The sequence below is a fragment of the Streptomyces sp. NPDC054841 genome (assembly GCF_053611045.1).
Window position 1 is genome coordinate 1 of record NZ_JBSGZO010000187.1, and the last position, 15,773, is coordinate 15,773.

The window sequence follows — 15,773 nt, forward strand, 5'->3', positions numbered from 1 at the left end:
GAGCCGGGCCCTCGGCCGTTTCCGTGCAGTCACCCTACCGGGGCAGCCCCGCGCAGGTGCGGGCGGTGCTGCGCTGGCTGACTCTGAGTGGACGGAGTTCACCGGAGAGTCAGGAGGCCGCATGCGTCGCCCCATTACACGAGCACTGACGGGAGCCATGGCCCTGGCCGCGGCAACAGTCCTGGCGCCGCTGGCTTCCCCGGCCCCGGCCGCCGCCGACAGCGTCATCATCGGGGGCGCGCCGGTGCGGTCCGCGGACAGCCCATGGGTCGTCGCCCTGTCCAGCCGTGACCGGTTCGGAGGTATCCGGGGCGGACAGTTCTGCGGCGGCGTGGTGGTGGCACCGACGAAGGTGCTGACAGCGGCCCACTGCCTCAGCCGTGAGGTGCTGGGCACGGCCGTGAGCGAGGTCCGCGATCTGCGCGTCCTCGCGGGACGCGAGGACCTGCGGGGCGCCGGCGGCCAGGAGGTGCCGGTGCGGCAGGTGCTGATCGCGCCCGGCTACGACCCGCGCACGAGCTCCTCCGACCTGGCTGTGCTCACCCTGTCGCGCGCGCTCCCCGCGAAGTACGTGATCCGGATGGCGGCCCCGGGCGATGCCGCGTACGCGCCGGACACCCCTGCGACGGTCTATGGCTGGGGCGATACGACAGGGGGCGGCAGCTATGCCTTCGCGCTGCGCTCCGCGCCTGTCCGCGTGCTGCCGGACGAGGTGTGCGCGCGTGCTTACCCCGGCAGGGCAGGAGGCCGTTACATGGCGCGCACGATGCTCTGTGCCGGTGATCCGGGAGGCGGGCACGACGCCTGCCAGGGGGACAGCGGAGGGCCGCTGGTGGCGCGTGGCCGGCTGATCGGGCTCGTCTCATGGGGGAGCGGCTGTGGCCGCAAGGACAGCCCCGGGGTCTACACCCGGGTGTCTGCGGTGCTTGCGTCGCTGGCGGACAAGCTGTGAGTGCGGGAAGGCTCTGGGTAAAAGGGAATTGGTCACATTCCGAACGCGCGTGGTGACAGAGCGCCAGGAACTGGATGGTTCGCCCTGTTGATGTGAACACGGATACGAGAACGGGCGGCCGCCCCTGGCGTGAGGGGCGGCCGCCCATTGGCCGGTCCGGGACCGACCGCTAGCTCGTCGTGGGATGCGAGGTCAGTGTTCGTCGTCACCGGCGTTGGCCGGTACGACCGTCAGCCGGTCCGTCTCATCCTGTATCTCCGCGGCGATCTTCTTGAGTTCCGGCTCGAACTTGCGCCCGTGGTGGGCACAGAAGAGCAGCTCACCGCCGCTTGTCAGGACGACGCGCAGGTAGGCCTGGGCGCCGCAGCGGTCGCAGCGGTCAGCGGCCGTCAGCGGGCTCGCGGGGGTCAGAACAGTAGTCACGTCGCCTCTTCTCTAGCTCGACGAGCTGTCGTACCAGGGTCAACATCCAACCAGGCCGAAAACGTTCCCGCTCGTGCCTTTTCCCTGAAACTTCTTCGTCAAGGTGGCTGTCTGCTGCCGGTTGGCGGCGAATGTGCCGTATTGCTTCGCTCTACGGTTTCGCTTGCTTGCCTTTGTCGTGTCGTCCTCCCCGGCTGGGTTGCCGGTTGTTCATGAGGACGTGCCCGGAGCCTAAATGGTTCATGCCTCGAAGGGAACGTGATGTGCGCGTCACTCCAACGAGGGATCGAACGTGTATGCGACTCTGGACTAGCATGAAGAATCACTAGGGTGGCGTTACATCGGCTCTACCAGGCCTCGGTACCCTCTGACCGGCGACCGACGCCGGGCCTTTACCCCCACAGGGCCAGATTCAAATTCAGCGAGGAGCGAACCGCGTGACCGCCGAAACGTCCGTGCCGTCCAGTGCGGTACTGACCGCAGACCGTGACGGCTCCAACTACACCGCGCGGCACCTGCTCGTCCTCGAAGGGCTCGAGGCGGTCCGTAAGCGGCCGGGTATGTACATCGGGTCGACCGACAGTCGCGGTCTCATGCACTGCCTGTGGGAGATCATCGACAACTCGGTGGACGAGGCCCTCGGCGGCTACTGCGACCACATCGAGGTGATCCTCCATGAGGACAGCTCGGTGGAGGTCCGGGACAACGGGCGCGGTATCCCCGTGGACGTCGAGCCCAAGACCGGTCTGTCCGGCGTCGAGGTCGTCATGACCAAGCTGCATGCCGGCGGAAAGTTCGGCGGCGGCTCGTACGCGGCCTCCGGCGGTCTGCACGGCGTGGGCGCCTCCGTGGTCAACGCCCTCTCGGCCCGTCTCGACGTCGAGGTCGACCGGGGCAGCGCGACCCACTCGATCAGCTTCCGGCGCGGCGTCCCCGGCATCTTCACCGAGTCCGGCCCCGACGCCCCCTTCGACCCGGCCAACGGGCTGATCAAGGGCAAGCGGGTGCCCCGGACCCGCACCGGCACACGCGTCCGCTACTGGGCGGACCGGCAGATCTTCCTCAAGGACGCCAAGCTCTCCCTGGAGACGCTCCACCAGCGAGCCCGGCAGACCGCCTTCCTCGTGCCGGGCCTCACGATCGTCGTCCGCGACGAGCGTGACCTGGCGGGCGAGGGCAAGTCGCAGGAGATCTTCCGCTTCGACGGCGGCATCAGCGAATTCTGTGAGTACCTCGCACAGGACAAGGCCGTGTGCGACGTCATGCGCCTCACCGGCAACGGCACCTTCAAGGAGACCGTCCCGGTCCTCGACGACCGCGGCCACATGACCCCGACCGAGGTCACCCGCGACCTCGCCGTCGACATCGCCCTGCGCTGGGGCACCGGCTACGACACCACGGTCAAGTCGTTCGTCAACATCATCGCCACGCCCAAGGGCGGCACGCACGTCACCGGTTTCGAGCGCTCCCTCACCAAGACCGTCAACGAGGTCCTGCGCTCCGCGAAGCTGCTGCGCGTCGCCGAGGACGACATCGTCAAGGACGACGCGCTCGAGGGTCTGACCGCCGTCGTGACCGTACGGCTCGCCGAGCCGCAGTTCGAAGGCCAGACCAAGGAGGTCCTCGGCACCTCCGCGGCCAACCGGATCGTCGCCAATGTCGTGGCCAAGGAGCTCAAGGCCTTCCTGACCTCGACCAAGCGCGATGCCAAGGCGCAGGCCCGGGCTGTTCTGGAGAAGGCCGTCGCCGCGGCGCGCACGCGTATCGCAGCGCGCCAGCACAAGGAGGCGCAGCGCCGTAAGACGGCCCTGGAGTCGTCCTCGCTGCCGGCCAAGCTCGCGGACTGCCGCAGTGACGACGTCGACCGGAGCGAGCTCTTCATCGTCGAGGGAGACTCCGCGCTCGGCACGGCCAAGCTCGCCCGGAACTCCGAATTCCAGGCGCTGCTCCCGATCCGCGGCAAGATCCTCAACGTCCAGAAGTCGTCCGTCTCCGACATGCTCAAGAACGCCGAGTGCGGCGCGATCATCCAGGTCATAGGAGCGGGTTCCGGCCGGACCTTCGACATCGACGCGGCTCGGTACGGCAAGATCGTCCTCCTCGTCGACGCCGACGTCGACGGCGCGCACATCCGCTGTCTGCTGCTCACCCTCTTCCAGCGCTACATGCGGCCGATGGTCGAGGCCGGCCGGGTCTTCGCGGCCGTGCCGCCGCTGCACCGGATCGAGCTGATCCAGCCCAAGAAGGGCCAGGACAAGTACGTCTACACGTACTCGGACAACGAACTGCGCTCCACGCTGCTCGAGTTCCAGCGCAAGGGCATCCGCTTCAAGGACTCCATCCAGCGCTACAAGGGCCTCGGAGAGATGGACGCCGACCAGCTCGCGGAGACCACGATGGACCCGCGCCACCGCACGCTCCGCCGGATCAACATCGGCGATCTGGACTCCGCGGAGCAGGTCTTCGATCTGCTGATGGGCAACGAGGTGGCGCCGCGCAAGGAGTTCATCACGAGCTCCGCGGCGACGCTCGACCGCTCGCGCATCGACGCCTGAGGCCGGCCCGGGCGGAGGATTCCTCGCCACCCCGAGCGGAGGCAACTGGGCCCCACCCCCGGGCGGGTGGGGCATCCATCACCTGATGGGGTGAAGAGACAGGAGAGCAGAGTCCTGGATCTTCCCGCTATGTCCATCCTTGTGCACGCGGCCGAAACGGTTCGCTGACAAGGAGAACAGAGCGTGGAGAAGCAGGAACGCCGGGACGCCGGGGCAGTAGGGCTCGACGACCCGTGGTACGACGCGCTGGCCTCCGGCTGGGGCGAGCTGGACGGGTCGGGAGTACCCGTGCCCGCGGTGTCCCCCGGGGCCGCGGGCCCGGAGCACCACCACAGCGCGACGGACATCTATGTGGAAGTGCGGCGCAGCGCCGCCTTCCAGGAAGTGCGCAGTCGCTACCGGCGGTTCGTCGTACCCGCGACCCTCGCCTTCTTCGTCTGGTACGTGGCGTACGTCATCGCCGCCACCACCGCACCCGGGCTGATGGCGAGGCCCGTCGCCGGCGCGGTGAACGTGGCGATGGTGGCGGGACTCGGTCAGTTCCTCAGCACATTCCTGCTGACCTGGGCCTACGCCCGGCATGCCCGGCTGCGCCGGGACCGCGCGGCGCTCGATCTGCGGTGGACCGTCTTCGACCGGACCCACGACCAGGAGACGACGCGGGGGAACGAGCGTTGACCGACGACCACCAGACTCTGGCGCTGCTGTTGTTCAGCGCGTTCATCGCCGTGACCCTGGCGATCACCACATGGGTGAGCCACAATCGCGGTGGCTCGGCGGAGGAGTTCTACGCGGGCGGGCGCCTGTTCTCGCCCATGGAGAACGGATTCGCCATCGCCGGCGACTACATGTCCGCGGCTTCCTTCCTCGGCATCTCCGGTCTCATCGCGCTCTACGGCTACGACGGGATGCTCTACTCCGTGGGCTTCCTCGTGGCCTGGCTGGTCGTGCTGCTGCTCGTCGCCGAACTCGTGCGCAATTGCGGCCGGTTCACGCTCGCGGATGTGGTCGCCGCCCGGATGAGCGAACGCCCGGTCCGTATCGCGGCGGGAACTTCCTCGGTCACCGTGTCCGTTCTCTATCTGGTGGCGCAGATGGTGGGGGCAGGGAGCCTGGTCGCTCTGCTTCTGGGCGGGACGAGCGAAGCCGCGCGCTCATGGACCGTCATCGGTGTCGGCGCCCTGATGGTCGTCTATGTGTCGTTGGGAGGGATGCGAGCCACCACCTGGATCCAGATCGTCAAGGCCGTGCTGCTGATGGCGGGAGCGGTCACGCTCACCGTGCTCGTACTGATCCGTTTCCACGGCGACTTCAACCAGCTGCTCAACTCGGCGGCCGAACAGAGCGGCCACGGCAGGGACTTCCTCTCGCCGGGCCTGCGGTACGGCGGGGACTGGACCGCGCGCCTGGACTTCATCAGCCTAGGGCTGGCACTCGTCCTGGGTACCGCGGGCCTGCCCCACATCCTGTCGCGCTTCTACACCGTGCCGACCGCACGCGCCGCCCGTCGCTCCGTCGTCTGGTCCATCGGGCTGATCGGCAGCTTCTATCTGATGACGATCGTCCTCGGCTTCGGCGCCGCGGCCATTCTCGGCACCGACGAGGTACGGGCGTCGAACGCGGCGGGGAACACGGCGGTTCCGCTGCTCGCCCTCGACCTCGGAGGGGGAGCGGGCTCCACCGGGGGCACGGTGCTGTTCGCCGTCGTCGCGGCCGTGGCCTTCGCGACGATCCTGGCCGTCGTCGCCGGGATCACGCTCGCCTCCTCGGCTTCGGTCGCCCATGATCTGTACGCCTCGCTGAAGCGCCGCCATGCGAAGCAGTACAGCGAGGTCGCGGTGGCGCGGGTCGCGGCGGCCGGGGTCGGAGCGGCCGCGATCGCCCTCGGCCTGCTCGCCCGCGATCTGAACGTCGCCTTCCTGGTCGGGCTGGCCTTCGCCGTCGCCGCTTCGGCCAATCTGCCGGTGCTGCTCTACTCCTTGTTCTGGCGGAACTTCACCACGCGAGGTGCGGTGTGGTCGGTGTACGGCGGGCTGCTTCCCGCACTGCTGCTGGTGCTGCTCTCCCCGGTCGTGTCGGGCAGCCCGGAAGCCCTGTTCCCGGGCATGGACTTCCATGTGTTCCCGCTGCAGAACCCGGGAGTGGTCTCCATCCCGCTGGGCTTCCTCGCGGGCTGGATCGGCACGGTCACATCGTCCGAGGAACCGGACGAGGCGAAGCACGCGGAGACGGAGGTACGGGCGCTGACCGGGGCGGGTGCGGTGTGAGGAGTGACAGGACGGGCAGGGCCTGATCCACACGATTCGCCGGACAGGTCCTTCCCACTGGAGTACTGGGGGTGTTGATCACGAGTGCTGACGACGCTCGTGATCAATACACCTAGGGCCTGATCCAAACGACGGGCCTTAGCCCTTCGAGTCCGGCTTCCAGTCCTGGACGAGGAGCCCGAGCAGCACCTCGTCGAGAAACTCGCCCATCACCCAGGCCGAGGAGCGCAGCACGCCCTCGCGGACGAAGCCGTTGCGCTCGGCTGAGCGCAGCATCGCGGTGTTGTCCGACAGCGTCTCGATCTGCAGCCGCTGCAATCCGCGCACGACGAAACCGTAGTGGCACAGCGCTGCGACCACGTCGGTGCCGTAACCCTTCCCGCGAGAGGACGGCAGCAGCCCAAGGCCGATGTGCGCGGACCGGTTGTGGTTGTCGATGCCCCACAGCGTCGCGGTGCCGACCAGCGTGCCGCCGTCCAACTCCACTACAGAGAACGGGACGTGCCCTTGCTCCTTGTCGTCCACCACGAGCCGCGGGTCCTTCGAGCCGGGCGTGATCGGCCGCCACGGCCCGCCTTCGGCCCGCGAGGCGTTGACCACGTCGTCGTAGAGCTCGGCCCGCAGGATCGGGATGTCGTCCTCGTGCCGGGCCCTGAGCCCGACCTTGGTGCTCCTTAGCATGCAAGCTTCCTATCCGACCGGACTCGCCGACGGCAAACCGATAAGGCAACTGCGGCACCTCCGGGACCCCCCAGGGTCTGGAAGCACGTCGCTGAGCCCCAAACGATCCGCCGGACAGGCCCTGGCTAGGCGCTCGTCGCCCACGTGTATCTGTGCTCCGGGCGGCCCGTCTCGCCGTACCTCAAGGACAGGCGCACCCTGCCCGAGCGTTCCAGGAGCTTCAGATAGCGCTGCGCGGTCTGCCTGCTGACGCCCGCCCGTTCGGCGATCTCCTGGGCGGACAGCGCGGCGTCGGCGGCCAGCAGGACCTTGCGGACCAGCTCGGCCGTGGTGGGGGAGTGGCCCTTGGGGAGGCCGGGTGCGCCGGTGGCCGAGAGGGCGCCGAAGATACGGTCCACCTCGTCCTGTTCGGCCTCGCCGCCGCTTTCCAGGGTGCGGCGGAGTCCCGCGTACGCCTCCAGCTTGGCGCGCAGGCCGGCGAAGTTGAACGGCTTCACCAGATACTGGAGCGCCCCGTGCCGCATCGCTGCCTGGACGGTGGCGACATCGCGCGCCGCGGTCACCATGATCACGTCGGTCTGGTGGCCTTGGCGGCGCAGTTCCCGGACGACCGAGAGCCCGTTCTCGTCCGGCAGATAGTGGTCCAGCAGGATCAGATCCACGGGCAGTCCGGCGATCCGCGCGAGCGCCTCGGCGGCGGAGTGCGCCTGTGCGACCACCCGGAAGCCCGGCACCTTGGTGACATAGGCCGCGTTGATCTTCGCGACCCGGACGTCGTCGTCCACGACCAGGACGTTGATCAGCTCGTCGGGCGGCGTGCTCATCGTGGCTCTCCCACGGTCGCGAGACCCGGTTCCGTCAGGGCCTCGGGGAGTACGACCGTGAACTCCGCGCCGCCGCCCGCGGCCGCACCGGCCTCGGCCACCCGGGCACTGCCGCCCTGCCGCTCCGCGAAGCGCCGGACCAGCGCGAGCCCGAGCCCCCGCTTGCCGTGCGCAGGAGGCTCCTTCGTGGACCAGCCCTCGGTGAAGATCAGCTCGCGCTGCTCGGACGGGACGCCCGGCCCGCTGTCGGAGACCCGCAGGACGGCCGTACGCCCCTCCCCGCGCAGCTCGATCTCGATGCGCGGGTCCTTGGAGCCGGCGGCGGCGTCCAGCGCGTTGTCGATGAGATTGCCGACGACGGTCACCAGGCCACGGGGGTCGACCAGCCGGTCCGGCAGCAGGGTGCCGGGCGAGATCCGCAGCGAGACGCCCCGCTCCGCCGCCACCGTCGCCTTGCCGACCAGCAGCGCGGCCAGCAGCGGGTCGTGGATCTTCTCGGTGACCTGCTCCGCGGTGGCCCGGTGCACCCCGACGACCTCGGTCACGAACTCCACGGCCTCCTCGTGCATCTCCAGCTCCAGCAGCCCGAGCAGCGTGTGCATACGGTTCGCGTGTTCATGGTCCTGGGCGCGCAGCGCGTCGATCAGCCCGCGCGTGGAGTCCAGTTCGCGGCCGAGCTGTTCCAGTTCGGTGCGGTCGCGGAGCGTGGCGACGGCGCCGCCGTCGTCGGTCGGCATCCGGTTGGCGATCAGTACGCGGTGGCCGCGCACCGTCACCAGGTCCTTGCCGCTCACCCGGCCGGCCAGCACATCCGTGGTGCGGCCGGCACCGAGCACCTCGTCGAGCGGTTGTCCGGTGGCCTCCGGCCCGAGGCCGAGAAGGCGCTGCGCCTCGTCGTTCATCAGCCGGATCCGGCCGGACCCGTCGAGGGCGACGACGCCTTCCCTGATGCCGTGCAGCATCGCCTCGCGCTCGGCGAGCAGCGCCGAGATATCGGAGAAGGCCAGGTCGTGGGTCTGCCGCTGGAGCCGCCGGGAGATCATGTACGCGGCGAGGGCGCCGGCGGCCAGGGCGCCGCCCGCGTAGGCGAGCAGCCCGGGAATGGCGGCGAGCAGACGGTCGCGGACACTGTCGTACTCGATGCCGACGGAGACCGCGCCGATGATCTTGCCCTGGTCGTCGCGCAGCGGGACCTTTCCGCGGGCGGAGCGGCCGAGGGTGCCGCTGTCGATCTCCATCACGTGCTTGCCCGCGAGAGGCTCACTCGGGTCGGTGGAGACGACCCTGCCTATCTCGCCGGGGTCGGTGTGCGACCAGCGCACTCCCCGCGTGTCCATGACCACCACGTACTCGGCGCCGGCTGCCTTCCGGATGCGCTCCGCCTCGGCCTGTACGGGGCCGCGGAGGGACGGCGGCGTGGTGAGGAGGTCCTCGGCGACCTGAGGCGAGGCGGAGGTCTCGGCGATCGCGAGCGCGCGCCGCATGGCCTGGTCGTCGAGCTCGGCGCTCAGCGGTGCCAGGAAGAGGCCGGTGGCCACCACGGTGACGCCGGTGGCGACGGCCAGCTGCATCAGCAGGACCTGTGCGAAGACCCGCCGCGGCCAGCCGAGCCGCCGCCGTCTCGCGGGTGCGCCTGCGGGGCCGGTCGGTGCGGGGCTCATACCCATGCACGGTAAGGGGCCCCGACACCCTTCGGGAAATGTCACCGTCCGTGCCCACGCGGTTCACGCAAGCCGTCTGCGTGAACCGCAAGCCATGTGCCGCGGCTTCCGCGCACCGCTGAGAACCCCTGGTGCGCGGCGATTCCTCGGGTGTCCGTCCAGCTGACGAGCGGCCCGCTGGAGGAGGGCGGGCCGTCCCGGGACAGCGCCGCGTGGCTGAGGGCCTGAGACGGCGGTCCGGCGGCGCGGGCTGACGCCCGGGGCCGGCGCTTCGACCGGCCTGCCGGCGGCGGGCTGTCTCAACGGCGGTCGGCCCTGGGCCCGTTGGGCCGGTCGGGCCCGGTGCTCGGTGCTCGGTGCCGACCGGTCGGCCGACCGGCCCGGACGCCTCAGGGCAGCGGTCTCGGCGGGCGCGGGCCGTTGTACTGCCCGCTGGGGCGCATCCGCAGTGGACGCTCCTCGTACTCCTCCAGGGCATGCGCGATCCAGCCGGCCGTACGCGCCACCGCGAAGACGGTCTCGCCCGCCTCGGCCGGCATTCCGGCCGACACCGACAGCACCGCGAGCGCCAGGTCCACATTGGCGTGCAGTTCCACCTGGCGGGCGGTCGTCGCCTCGACCTCCCGGGCGGCGTCCAGCGCGGGACGGGCGCCGGGAATCGTCGCCAGTACGTCGAACAGGGCCTCGGCGCGTGGGTCCTGGGCCGGGTACAGGCGGTGCCCGAGCCCCGGCACCCGGCGGCCCGCGCGCAGATGGTCGGCGACGACCGGCGCCGCACTGCCGCGCTCCAGCACCTCGGCGAGCATCCGGTGGGCGAGCCCACTGGCGGCCCCGTGCAGCGGACCGTCCAGCGCACCGAGTCCTGCCGACACCACGGCGTACGGATGAGCGCGGGCGGACGCCGCGACCCGCACCGCGAGTGTCGAGGCGGCGAGATCGTGGTCGATCAGCAGCGACAGCGCCATGTCGAGGGCGCGCAGGGACGCCTCGTCGGGCTGCTCGGCGGTGAGCCGTGACCAGAGGCGCCAGGCGAGCCTGCCCTCGCCACGATGCGCGCGGCCGACCGTGGGGAGCGCGTCGACCAGGGTGGGAATGAGCATGCGGGCGACGCCGAGCACGGCGTCCCGGTCGAGGTCGAAGCGGAGCGGATCGGCGGCCGCCGCGGCGATCGCGGCCACCCGGAGCCGGTCCGTCGAGCCGCTGTGCCCCGGCAGTGCCGCGACCGCGCGCCGGGCCGCGGCGAGCGCGTCGGGCGGTGCGGTGAAGCGGACGCCTGCCCGCAGCGTGCCGGTCCAGAGCCAGTCGGCGATCTCCTCGTAGTCGTACCGGCGCGCGAGTTCGGTCGCGTCGACGCCGCGGAAGTAGTAGCGGTCCTTGTCGATCAGCGTGATGCCCGTGCGGATCCGCTGGACGGCGTCGCCGCCGGCGGCGGGCTCCCGGCGGCCCCTGCGGACGAGCGCGTCGACCTCCTTGGCGTCGAACGTGCTGCCGCGCCCGGCGGGATCGCGCCGGCTGGCGAGCTGCCCGCGGCTGACGTACGCGTACACCGTCTCGGGCTTCACGCCGAGCCGTTCGGCCGCCTCGCGCGTGGTCAGCCGCTCTCCGTCCGCGGCGTGATCCTGATCCGTCATGAGGACACCGTACACACCCTGTACATGTATTGATTCAATCAATATTGACAGTGATGAAGTCAAGCATGGACAGTCGAATCAATTGAGGGAGGACACCACCATGCAGAGCACCAACGGGGCAGCCGCGCCTCTCGACGTACCGCGCGGACTCGCGGGCGTCGTCGTCACCGACACCGCACTCGGGGACGTCCGAGGGCGCGAGGGCTTCTACCACTACCGCCAGTACTCGGCCGTGGAGCTTGCGGAGAGCAGCGGCTTCGAGGACGTCTGGCATCTGATGTTCCACGGCCGGCTGCCGGACGCCGCGCAGCGCGAGGCCTTCCTGACGCGGACCGCGTCACTGCGCCGACTGCCCGACGACGTCCGGGCGGCACTGCCCGCCATCGCGCGTTCCTGCGCCCCGTCCGGCCCGCTCGCCGGACTGCGCACCGCGCTCTCACTGCTCGGAGCGTCGGCGGGGCTGCGGCCCGTGTACGACCTCGACGCCGAACGCCGCCGTGCCGACGCGCTCGCGGCCTGCGCCGCCGTGCCGACGCTGCTGACCGCGCTGTACCGGCTCGGCCGGGGACTGGAGCCGGTCGAACCGCGCGAGGATCTTCCGTACGCCGCCAACTACCTCTACATGCTGACCGGTTCCGAGCCGGAGGCCGCCCGCGCGCGGGCCGTCGAGCAGTACCTCATCTCCACCGTCGACCATGGATTCAACGCCTCCACCTTCACCGCCCGGGTGATCACCTCCACCGGTGCGGACCTCGTGGCCTGCCTGGTCGGCGCGGTCGGAGCGCTCTCGGGGCCGCTGCACGGCGGGGCGCCGAGCCGCGCGCTGGACACGCTCGACGCGATCGGCACGCCGGACCGCATCGACCCGTGGATCAGGGAACGGGTTCTCGCGGGGGAGCGGATCATGGGCTTCGGACACCCGGTCTACCGCACGGAGGATCCGCGTTCACGCATGCTGCGCTCCATCGCCCAGAGCTTCGGCGGGCCGCTGGTCGACTTCGCGGTCGAGGTGGAGGCACGCGTCGAGGCGATCCTCGCGGAGCTGAAGCCGGGACGCGAACTGCACACCAATGTGGAGTTCTACGCGGGCGTGGTCATGGAGCTGTGCGGGCTGCCGCGGGACATGTTCACTCCGACGTTCTGTGCGGCCCGGGTGGTCGGCTGGAGCGCCAACATCCTGGAACAGGCCGAGGACTCCAAGATCATCCGTCCTGCGGCGCGCTATGTGGGTCCGCCGCCGCCCCAGCCGCTCCCGGCGGCCTCCTGACCGGCCCTATCCTGGGGCTCCGACCGAATTGAGAGCCTCGATCGAGAGCCCCGGAGGAGCCGTCTTGAGCCAGCCGCAGATCCCCGTCATCGTCCTCGCGGGCTTTCTGGGATCCGGCAAGACGACGTTGCTCAACCATCTGCTGCGGGCCGGCCGCGGGACCCGGATCGGCGCCATCGTCAATGACTTCGGGTCGATCGAGATCGATGCCATGACCGTGGCCGGCCAGCTCGGCGACTCCACGGTGTCCCTCGGCAACGGCTGTCTGTGCTGCGCGGTCGACGCGAGCGAGCTGGACGTCTTCCTCGACAAGCTCACCCGGCCCGCCGCCCGGCTCGATGTGATCGTCATCGAGGCGAGCGGTCTCGCCGAGCCGCAGGAACTCGTCCGAATGCTCCTGGCCAGCGAGAACGAACGGATCGTGTACGGCGGCCTCGTCGAGGTCGTCGACGCCGCCGAGTTCGAGGCCACCCGCGAGCGGCACCCCGAGATCGACCGGCATCTCGGCATCGCCGATCTGATCGTGCTCAACAAGGCGGACCGGATCGATGAGGCCGCCGGGCAACTGCTGCGCGAGCGGATCGCGGGGCTCGCCGAGGCCGCGGTGATCCCGGCGACGTACGGGCGCGTCGATCCCGAGCTGCTCTTCGAGTGCCGCCCGCGCGGCGAGCGCGTGGGCCAGCTGTCGTTCGAGGACCTCTACGACGACGAGCACGAGCAGGTCGACCACGAGCACGACGACCACGACGGCCATCTGCACGCCGCCTACGAGACCGTCTCGTTCACCGCCGCCGAGCCCCTCCACCCGCGCAGGCTGCTGGACTTCCTCGACTCACGGCCCGAGGGGCTCTACCGGATCAAGGGCTTCGTCGACTTCGGCGGGGCCGACCCCCGCAACCGGTACGCCGTCCACGCGGTCGGCCGCTTCCTCCGCTTCTACCCGGAGCCCTGGCCGGCGGGCGACACCGCCGAGCGGCAGACCCAGTTGGTCCTCATCGGCTCCGGCACCGACACCGGCGCCCTGCTCGAAGAGCTCGATGCCGCCCGGGTGACCGGACCGCAGGACGCCCCCGCCGAACACAGCATGTGGGGCGTCCTGCGATACGTGCCCGAACAGCTGGGCCCGGACGGCTACATGCAGTGACCCCTTGTTCGACGGGAAGTAGGCGGTTCATAGGATCAACCCGTGACGACAGGGACAACGGGGTGGGTACCGCCGACCGAAACGGAACAACTGCTGTACGAGGCAAGGACGGCCGGCGGCCAGGAGGCGGGACTCGCCGTACTCTCGCGCGCCAGGCTGTTCCTGCCCGTCGGCCGGCTGTACGCGGACACCCCCGGTTCCACGGCCCCGCTCGTTCCCTTCAAGGACCCGCTGACCGGTCAGTGGGGCATCGCGGTGTTCACGGCGGGGATGCTGGCGGCCTGGCACCCGGAGTGGGTGCACCGGTCCACTACCCTCGCCGAGCTGGCCCGGACCTGGCCGAACGACAAGTGGCGGCTGGCCGTCAACCCGGGTACGCCATGTGCCATCAGCGTCGACGCCAGGCGATCCCACCGCAAGGCGTGGCTGAAGACAGCCGATGGGGCCGGCGGTCCACCGCGCGGCCTGCTGGTCACGCATTCCCACGGCCCGTCGCACGGCGCCCTGGCCCACGGTCTGGCCTGCGGCGCGCATCTGGCGCTGCACAACAGCGTCGCGTGGAACGAACTCGGCACGACCTACTTCGACTACCCCACGGACATCGGCACCCTGCGCGGCACCTGGAGGGTGAGGAACCGCGCCCAGTACCGCGACAAGCTCGCCGACCTGTACGGGGCCAGGCTCTCCGGCAGGGAGGAGGCCATCGCACTGAGTGCCCGTGCCGGGCTGGCCGGACGCCTGGGCCGGCACCCCTCCGAAGAGGAGTGGCTGGACGACGTCACGCGGACCCTCATGACGCGCAGAGCGGACGAGGAGACGGTCAAGGAGGTCCGGGACACCGCGAAGCGGATCGCCTGCTACGAGGAGCGCTTCCGCGCCGACGGGGTGCTCGGCGCCGGTGAACGCGTCGACTCGACGGCCGCGTTCGACTACGGACGGATCATCGCCTTCGTACGGATGGGGCTCGGAGCCCGCCTGTGCGATCCGCAGGAGGCGGAGCAGGCGGTGCTGAAGGCGGGCAGGCTGAGCCGGGAGACGTACGCCTCGTGGAGCGCGTTCTCGGCGGCGTACTGCCTGGCGCGTGTACTCGCCTTCGACGAGGGCGAGTTCGGGCGGACGTACCAGGAGTCGGTCGTCCAGCACCGGATGCTCACCCAGGATCCGACGAGCCCCTACCGGAGCGTGCCGTGGTCATGAACTGGATCCCCCCGACTCCGGTGGAGCGAGCGCTGTGCGAGGCCGGGCAGCGCGGGGACGTGGAGGTGCAGCTGCGGGTGCTGGCGGCCGAGCAGCTCTACGTCGGACAGGCCCGCCACGAGGTCGACGCGGAGCCGGGCGTGTACCGCTGGCGCGTCGCCACGGACCCGACGACCGGAACGCGGTTCAGGCCCCTGCTCACCCGCGGCATGCTGCCGCCCTGGCACCCGGACTGGGTCTTCCACGAGATAGACCTGGACATGGCGGCCGAGCACACCTGGAACGACCCCGCGCTGTGGCTGGCCGTCAATCCTGGCACTCCGGCGGCCCTCCATCTGCCGGCCTCGCCCCAGCACCGAGCCGCCTGGCGCCGGTACCACGCGGAGAACGACCGCTCGACGCGGCACCGGCTGACGGCCCTGCACACCGGGCCGTTGTTCGGGCCGCTCGCCTTCGGGCTCGCGTGCGGGGCGCACCTCGTGGTGCGGGACGGCGTGCCGTGGAACGAGCTCGGTACGGTCTACACCGACTACGAGTGCGACCGGAGCAGGTTGCGCCGTGACTGGGGTCTCACCGACAACACAGGCTGGCAGAAGCAGATCTCCGCGCTGCTGGACTACTCCAACAGCCCGCCCCAGCCGGAATTCGCACTCAAGGTGCGCGAACGGCTGCGCCAGGGCCTGGGCGAGCTGCCGCCCGCCGGCCTCTGGCGGGAGACCGCCGCCGGGTCCCTCCAGGACCGGGGAGCCCCGCCCGAACTCGTCAAGGACATGGAGGAGCTGGTCCGCCGCATCCTCCGGTACGAGGCCAGATTCCGGGCCGACGGGCTGCTGCCCGACGACGGCTGGGTCGCCACCGCCGCCGCGTACGACTACGGGCGGGCGAGCTGCCTGGCCCGCTGGGGGCTGGCCGCCCGGCTGTGCACTCCGCACGAGGCGGAGCAGTCGATCGTCCACGCGGGTGCACTGAGCAAGTCGGCGTACTACTCGTGGGAGGCGTTCTCCGCGGGCTACATACTGGGCCGGGTCCTGCGCTTCGACGACGAGGAGTACGGCTCGTTCTACGAGGACGCGCTCTCCGCCCACCGGCTGCTCGTCGAGGACGAGGGCAGCCCCTGGCGGAACATCCCCTGGAGCTGAACGCCGGCCGCCCCCGCTCCCGGTGACCAGGC

13 protein-coding genes are annotated in these 15,773 nt (G+C 70.5%); 8 read left to right on the forward strand and 5 right to left on the reverse strand.

Annotation, left to right across the window (positions count from 1 at the left end; genetic code table 11):
- The first annotated feature begins 121 nt into the window (after window positions 1-121).
- The gene (locus tag ACWGI8_RS23675) at window positions 122-952 is read left to right on the forward strand and encodes a serine protease (protein ID WP_453663696.1); all 831 of its coding nucleotides are present in this window, start codon (window positions 122-124) and stop codon (window positions 950-952) included.
- A gap of 192 nt (window positions 953-1,144) precedes the next feature.
- Here the strand turns inward: ACWGI8_RS23675 and ACWGI8_RS23680 are convergent, their stop codons facing one another.
- Entirely contained in the window at window positions 1,145-1,375 is a 231-nt protein-coding gene (locus ACWGI8_RS23680) for a DUF7455 domain-containing protein (protein ID WP_453663697.1), read from the reverse strand.
- A gap of 437 nt (window positions 1,376-1,812) precedes the next feature.
- Here ACWGI8_RS23680 and ACWGI8_RS23685 point away from each other — a divergent pair, with 437 nt between their 5' ends.
- From ACWGI8_RS23685 to ACWGI8_RS23695, 3 genes are all read left to right on the forward strand, one after another.
- Window positions 1,813-3,930: a DNA gyrase/topoisomerase IV subunit B gene (locus tag ACWGI8_RS23685; protein ID WP_453663698.1), complete on the forward strand. Its 2,118-nt coding sequence runs from the start codon at window positions 1,813-1,815 to the stop codon at window positions 3,928-3,930.
- 183 nt (window positions 3,931-4,113) lie between these two features.
- Window positions 4,114-4,608, forward strand: a complete 495-nt coding sequence (locus ACWGI8_RS23690) for a DUF485 domain-containing protein (RefSeq protein WP_453663700.1) — start codon at window positions 4,114-4,116, stop codon at window positions 4,606-4,608.
- The gene (locus ACWGI8_RS23695) at window positions 4,605-6,197 is read left to right on the forward strand and encodes a solute symporter family protein (protein ID WP_453663702.1); all 1,593 of its coding nucleotides are present in this window, start codon (window positions 4,605-4,607) and stop codon (window positions 6,195-6,197) included. Before ACWGI8_RS23690 ends, ACWGI8_RS23695 begins: the two co-directional genes overlap by 4 nt.
- 138 nt (window positions 6,198-6,335) lie before the next feature.
- On the opposite strand, the gene ACWGI8_RS23700 is transcribed toward ACWGI8_RS23695, so the two are convergent.
- The 4 genes from ACWGI8_RS23700 to ACWGI8_RS23715 form a co-directional block, all read right to left on the reverse strand.
- Window positions 6,336-6,878 carry a GNAT family N-acetyltransferase gene (locus ACWGI8_RS23700; protein WP_453663704.1) on the reverse strand — a complete coding sequence of 181 codons (543 nt, stop codon included), beginning with the start codon at window positions 6,876-6,878 and terminating at the stop codon, window positions 6,336-6,338.
- 125 nt (window positions 6,879-7,003) lie between these two features.
- On the reverse strand, window positions 7,004-7,681 hold the full coding sequence (locus ACWGI8_RS23705; RefSeq protein WP_453663717.1) for a DUF7342 family protein: 678 nt from the start codon (window positions 7,679-7,681) through the stop codon (window positions 7,004-7,006).
- A gap of 17 nt (window positions 7,682-7,698) precedes the next feature.
- The gene (locus ACWGI8_RS23710; RefSeq protein WP_453663706.1) at window positions 7,699-9,363 is read right to left on the reverse strand and encodes a sensor histidine kinase; all 1,665 of its coding nucleotides are present in this window, start codon (window positions 9,361-9,363) and stop codon (window positions 7,699-7,701) included.
- 389 nt (window positions 9,364-9,752) lie between these two features.
- The gene (locus ACWGI8_RS23715) at window positions 9,753-10,994 is read right to left on the reverse strand and encodes a citrate synthase (RefSeq protein WP_453663708.1); all 1,242 of its coding nucleotides are present in this window, start codon (window positions 10,992-10,994) and stop codon (window positions 9,753-9,755) included.
- Window positions 10,995-11,094: 100 nt separating this feature from the next.
- Here ACWGI8_RS23715 and ACWGI8_RS23720 point away from each other — a divergent pair, with 100 nt between their 5' ends.
- The 4 genes from ACWGI8_RS23720 (at window position 11,095) to ACWGI8_RS23735 (ending at window position 15,741) form a co-directional block, all read left to right on the forward strand.
- A complete protein-coding gene (locus ACWGI8_RS23720; protein WP_453663709.1) occupies window positions 11,095-12,261 on the forward strand; it encodes a citrate synthase/methylcitrate synthase in 1,167 nt (388 codons plus the stop codon).
- Between the two features lie 64 nt (window positions 12,262-12,325).
- Complete coding sequence (locus tag ACWGI8_RS23725; protein WP_453663711.1) at window positions 12,326-13,405, forward strand: CobW family GTP-binding protein; 1,080 nt, start codon at window positions 12,326-12,328, stop codon at window positions 13,403-13,405.
- A 42-nt stretch (window positions 13,406-13,447) separates the two neighbouring features.
- Window positions 13,448-14,602 carry a DUF1266 domain-containing protein gene (locus ACWGI8_RS23730; protein WP_453663713.1) on the forward strand — a complete coding sequence of 385 codons (1,155 nt, stop codon included), beginning with the start codon at window positions 13,448-13,450 and terminating at the stop codon, window positions 14,600-14,602.
- Window positions 14,599-15,741: a DUF1266 domain-containing protein gene (locus ACWGI8_RS23735; protein WP_453663715.1), complete on the forward strand. Its 1,143-nt coding sequence runs from the start codon at window positions 14,599-14,601 to the stop codon at window positions 15,739-15,741. Before ACWGI8_RS23730 ends, ACWGI8_RS23735 begins: the two co-directional genes overlap by 4 nt.
- Window positions 15,742-15,773: the final 32 nt, after the last annotated feature.

Excerpts from the sequence above, each read along its gene's own strand:
- ACWGI8_RS23675 (WP_453663696.1), top strand. The coding sequence starts at position 122 with ATGCGTCGCCCCATTACACGAGCACTGACGGGAGCCATGGCCCTGGCC.
- ACWGI8_RS23700 (WP_453663704.1), bottom strand. The coding sequence starts at position 6,878 with ATGCTAAGGAGCACCAAGGTCGGGCTCAGGGCCCGGCACGAGGACGAC.
- ACWGI8_RS23710 (WP_453663706.1), bottom strand. The coding sequence starts at position 9,363 with ATGAGCCCCGCACCGACCGGCCCCGCAGGCGCACCCGCGAGACGGCGG.
- ACWGI8_RS23715 (WP_453663708.1), bottom strand. The coding sequence starts at position 10,994 with ATGACGGATCAGGATCACGCCGCGGACGGAGAGCGGCTGACCACGCGC.
- ACWGI8_RS23720 (WP_453663709.1), top strand. The coding sequence starts at position 11,095 with ATGCAGAGCACCAACGGGGCAGCCGCGCCTCTCGACGTACCGCGCGGA.
- ACWGI8_RS23735 (WP_453663715.1), top strand. The coding sequence starts at position 14,599 with ATGAACTGGATCCCCCCGACTCCGGTGGAGCGAGCGCTGTGCGAGGCC.